The following is a 1,103-nucleotide window of genomic DNA, read 5'->3' as shown; positions in this document are numbered from 1 at the left end:
CTCAAAACTAAACAAAGTTTCTTCGATGTGTAGGTTCCGTTTTATTCCTTAGAAAGGAGGTGATCCAGCCGCAGGTTCTCCTACGGCTACCTTGTTACGACTTCACCCCAGTCATCTGTCCCGCCTTAGGCGGCTCCCTCCATAAAGGTTAGGCCACCGACTTTGGGCGTTACAAACTCCCATGGTGTGACGGGCGGTGTGTACAAGGCCCGGGAACGTATTCACCGCGGCATGCTGATCCGCGATTACTAGCGATTCCGACTTCGTGTAGGCGAGTTGCAGCCTACAGTCCGAACTGAGAACGGCTTTAAGAGATTAGCTTACTCTCGCGAGCTTGCGACTCGTTGTACCGTCCATTGTAGCACGTGTGTAGCCCAGGTCATAAGGGGCATGATGATCTGACGTCGTCCCCACCTTCCTCCGGTTTGTCACCGGCAGTCTCACTAGAGTGCCCAACTTAATGCTGGCAACTAGTAACAAGGGTTGCGCTCGTTGCGGGACTTAACCCAACATCTCACGACACGAGCTGACGACGACCATGCACCACCTGTCATTGCGTCCCCGAAGGGAACGCCTTATCTCTAAGGTTAGCGCAAGATGTCAAGACCTGGTAAGGTTCTTCGCGTAGCTTCGAATTAAACCACATGCTCCACCGCTTGTGCGGGCCCCCGTCAATTCCTTTGAGTTTCAACCTTGCGGTCGTACTCCCCAGGCGGAGTGCTTAATGCGTTAGCTCCGGCACTGAAGGGCGGAAACCCTCCAACACCTAGCACTCATCGTTTACGGCATGGACTACCAGGGTATCTAATCCTGTTCGCTACCCATGCTTTCGAGCCTCAGCGTCAGTTGCAGACCAGACAGCCGCCTTCGCCACTGGTGTTCTTCCATATATCTACGCATTCCACCGCTACACATGGAGTTCCACTGTCCTCTTCTGCACTCAAGTCGCCCGGTTTCCGATGCACTTCTTCGGTTAAGCCGAAGGCTTTCACATCAGACCTAAGCAACCGCCTGCGCTCGCTTTACGCCCAATAAATCCGGATAACGCTTGCCACCTACGTATTACCGCGGCTGCTGGCACGTAGTTAGCCGTGACTTTCTGG

Annotated in this window: 1 rRNA gene (only partly in view); it reads right to left on the bottom strand. The window is 53.9% G+C overall.

Annotated features, from left to right (window positions below):
* Nucleotides 1-52 precede the first annotated feature (52 nt).
* Nucleotides 53-1,103: ribosomal RNA gene (locus AACL61_RS09840) — 16S ribosomal RNA — on the bottom strand (it continues 516 nt past the right edge of the window).

This window comes from Limosilactobacillus reuteri subsp. porcinus (assembly GCF_036621895.1).
GTDB classification, from domain to species: Bacteria; Bacillota; Bacilli; order Lactobacillales; family Lactobacillaceae; genus Limosilactobacillus; species Limosilactobacillus reuteri_J.
This window is presented reverse-complemented; position numbering and strand designations above follow the sequence as displayed.